The 3237-nt window shown below is 36.0% G+C and carries 4 protein-coding genes and 1 pseudogene; 2 read left to right on the top strand and 3 right to left on the bottom strand.

The window, feature by feature from the left end; all coding sequences use genetic code 11:
* Together BGC07_RS20385 and BGC07_RS01415 are read right to left on the bottom strand one after the other, a co-directional pair.
* Nucleotides 1–287: hypothetical protein (locus BGC07_RS20385; RefSeq protein ID WP_158006827.1), on the bottom strand; the 287-nt coding region annotated here is incomplete at its 3' end.
* 121 nt (nucleotides 288–408) lie between these two features.
* Nucleotides 409–1428, bottom strand: coding sequence for a tyrosine-type recombinase/integrase (locus BGC07_RS01415; RefSeq protein ID WP_069311672.1), 1020 nt, complete (start codon nucleotides 1426–1428; stop codon nucleotides 409–411).
* A 329-nt stretch (nucleotides 1429–1757) separates the two neighbouring features.
* Here BGC07_RS01415 and BGC07_RS01410 point away from each other — a divergent pair, with 329 nt between their 5' ends.
* Complete coding sequence (locus tag BGC07_RS01410; RefSeq protein WP_069311671.1) at nucleotides 1758–1991, top strand: hypothetical protein; 234 nt, start codon at nucleotides 1758–1760, stop codon at nucleotides 1989–1991.
* A 116-nt stretch (nucleotides 1992–2107) separates the two neighbouring features.
* A complete protein-coding gene (locus BGC07_RS01405; protein WP_069311670.1) occupies nucleotides 2108–2542 on the top strand; it encodes a hypothetical protein in 435 nt (144 codons plus the stop codon).
* Nucleotides 2543–2622: 80 nt separating this feature from the next.
* Here the strand turns inward: BGC07_RS01405 and BGC07_RS01400 are convergent.
* Nucleotides 2623–3237 (bottom strand): annotated as a pseudogene (locus tag BGC07_RS01400) (MmgE/PrpD family protein); the annotation flags it as partial.

Below are 3237 nucleotides of genomic sequence, written 5' to 3'. Positions count from 1 at the left end.
CTTTCAATATAACGACCAAAGTCATCATATTTATCATAACCGAACCATTTCCCACGTTTCTCAATGCAGTATTTGGCGAGAAGTCGTCCCGATGAGGTTTTCTCTAAAACAGTAATATCTCGACTGTGTGTAAATAGTAGGTCTTCATCAGTTTGGTCAACAATCTCAACTTTATGATCTTGCTGTATTTCTAGCTTATTTTTGTAGAAATGGTCTCGCTCACGTAAAAAACTAGAAAATAAGTCTTCTTCGTTTAAATAGCTGGAGATGTGGGTGATATTACTCATATTGAAACTTCTTTTTTAAGATCCCAATCCTTTGGATGGAATTATTCTAACAGTCAATAAAAAAGAATGTCAAATACTAAAAATTATAAATATTTGTAAATTTAATCTTAACAAAAATATACTACTTTAATAAATCAGCCCCTGGGTAATCACTAATCAGGTTGGCCTCGTCAACATAGCGTTTTACTGTCTCTAGACGTTTATGGCGAGTCACTGCCATAATTCTAAAAGGGTCCACTTGTGCTTTTGCAGCGCTTGTCACAAAGCCTCGCCTTAAACTGTGAGCACCGAAGCGACTTGCATCTAAATGGGCTAATCGGCAATAGTTTTTTACAATATCAGAGATAGCTTGGCCAGACATTGCTGTTGTGGCTATTTTACCGTTTTTAAAGATTCTTCTAAAAATAGGTCCTGAGAAAATAGCTGAAGACTTTAACCACTGTTCAATTGCACGAACAGGGCAGTGGGCTGTATTTTCACTACGAGCAATGCCAATGACTTGACCTTGTTTGTCTTGGTCTGTTTTACTTGTGCGAATATAAACTAACATTCCATTTTGTTGAATTTCAACATCAGAAACTTCAAGGGCTATAAGTTCAGATCGTCGCAAAGCGCCTGCAAAGCCAAGAAGTAATATTGCTTGGTCACGTTGGCCAGTCACTGTTTTAGGAATATGAGTCATTAGTAACTGAATATCTTGACTCATTAGTGCAGATTTTGCTTGTGGCTTCGCCCCTAAAGTTCGACGAATACCTTTAAGCGTTTCTCTAACTTGCGCGGTATCTGTTGGTGATGGCTCGATTTGATTAAGTTTATGGGCATATTTAATAGCAGCAAGTCGACGGCGCAATGTAGCAACACTTGCAGCGCGACCATTGGCCAAGCGATTTTCTTTTTTTAGCCAAACTGAAAGTACACCAGAAGCTTGGTCAGCTAGAAAGTTGGCAATGGTCTCTGGGGTTGCAGGTATTGCACTTAGTTGGTGAATTTCAGTCCAAGCAATAAAAATTTTTAAATCGGCTGCATAGCCTCGCTTAGTGGCTTGCGCAAGTGTGTTTTCAAGAAATCGTTTTGAGGCTGAGCTTAAAGAGGTGGCTATCTCTGATTGAGGGGCTGAAGTCGTTATTGGGTTACTGCTCATACTTTTCCTTCTTTATCTGTTCAAATTATATTCTTTTTTGAGCTGATTTTCTATCTAACAAATTTCATTTAACTCATTACGAAATAACACACTTTTATCTATCTTATAATTATTACTTTCGATAACCGTCATTATCACAAGTAACATATATAATAAATATTACATTAATAATATGTAATATTTATTATGATATATTTAGATCATTCTATTCTTACCAAAAAGCTATAAACTTGAAGCTTTAAAATCATAAGCTATACTCAACTTACAAATTCATAAGGCGTACATTCAAGGAAGTTTAGAATTACAGATCTTAGTCTAGGAGGAACCTTATGCTTATCACCTATAACAATACCCAAGTAGATTTTGAGCAAATGCAAAGCTTATCTGTAGAAAAAGGGAAAATTATATTTCAAACAAAAGGCGGTAATAAGATTATTCAGCTTAATAATGATAATTATGAAATTGCAGACGAGGTTGCAGAATATATTATCAATTGCTATAAACGTGGCTTTAAACGCCTAAATTTAAACAGTTACATCAGCCTAGAAGCTGAAAAAGCTTAGCTTGTTTTACAAAAAACTTACCGGCATTGATAAGAATATTAAGTGTTTCTATATTTGGCAAGACATAAATATCAGTAAACTGCCCTTGTGTTTTATATCTAATAAGGGTGAGAAAAATGCCAAAATTAATATCACAGCAAAGAATAAGTAGAACTATCGAACGTTTACACAACCTTAGCGCTTTGTTAGAATCAGGGCGCGTACCTATTGTTGACGTTAGAAATGCAATGGTTTCGTTAGACGGTAAAATTCCTGGATTTAGTAGTAGCGATAATCTTGGCAAGCAAATTCGTGATTTACTAGGCTATGTTAATGGCCTTGGCCAATGCACAAACCGACTTGAAAAAGTTAAAGGAGCTTTAGTACTTAGAACGATTGAATCAACTTTAGAGCGAGGGGTTGCTCAAGACAGAGCAAAAGAAATCACAGAAACTTTAGCTAATGAAATGAATGCTCCATATGCCGTAGCTGCATTGACATATAAGCTTGCAACAGGAAGGCGGGCTCCTGAGCCGAAAGAGCAAAAAAACAGCAGCTGCTTGGTAATGTAGTAAATCTGTTCGCAAACAGGAAAAGTGTGATTATTGGCTTTTTAATAATAGGTTGATAAATTTATCGACAGGAAAATTTTCTAATTTTCTTGATTATCACAAAGGTTAAAAATACTATCAACCTGAGTTTGTCGAAGCTGTGTAGTTAAATTGTTATAAAATTTTTCTTTTAATACTGGCAGCCCTTGTTCTCTTCGCTTACTGTGGCCAAGCGGATACTGAACTTCTATCTTATTGGTTTGCGTATTATCTTTGAAGAAAATCTGAAGCGCATTTGCAATAGAACGCTTATCTGGATCATGGTAATCAAGGCTATATTGCTTATTTTCTGTTACTTGCATTTTATCACGCAGAATATCAATATTAATATCACAAGCAATACTCTCTTCATAGTGTTCTGCGGTTAAGTCACCATGCAATAAGCCAATGGCGACCATATACTGTAAACAATGATCTCTGTCTGCGGGGTTATGTAATGGCCCTGTTTTGTTAATGATGCGAATAGCGGATTCATGTGTTGTTAATTCTATTCGCTCAACCTCATCGAGGCGATTAATAACTTTTGGATGTAACTTTACTGCACACTCAACGGCAGTTTGCGCATGAAATTCAGCAGGATATGATATTTTAAACAGGATATTCTCCATAACATATGAACCATATGGACGTTGTAACTTAAATGCATTACCTTTAAA

Origin of the sequence: Piscirickettsia litoralis (genome assembly GCF_001720395.1) — a bacterium.
Classification (GTDB): domain Bacteria; phylum Pseudomonadota; class Gammaproteobacteria; order Piscirickettsiales; family Piscirickettsiaceae; genus Piscirickettsia; species Piscirickettsia litoralis.
The sequence above is the reverse complement of the archived record's forward strand: the minus strand, read 5'-3'. Positions and strand labels throughout refer to the sequence as shown.

What these genes read in the sequence shown, in the direction of transcription:
- BGC07_RS01415 (WP_069311672.1), bottom strand. Translation starts at nt 1,428, where the DNA reads ATGAGCAGTAACCCAATAACGACTTCAGCCCCTCAATCAGAGATAGCC.
- BGC07_RS01410 (WP_069311671.1), top strand. Translation starts at nt 1,758, where the DNA reads ATGCTTATCACCTATAACAATACCCAAGTAGATTTTGAGCAAATGCAA.
- BGC07_RS01405 (WP_069311670.1), top strand. Translation starts at nt 2,108, where the DNA reads ATGCCAAAATTAATATCACAGCAAAGAATAAGTAGAACTATCGAACGT.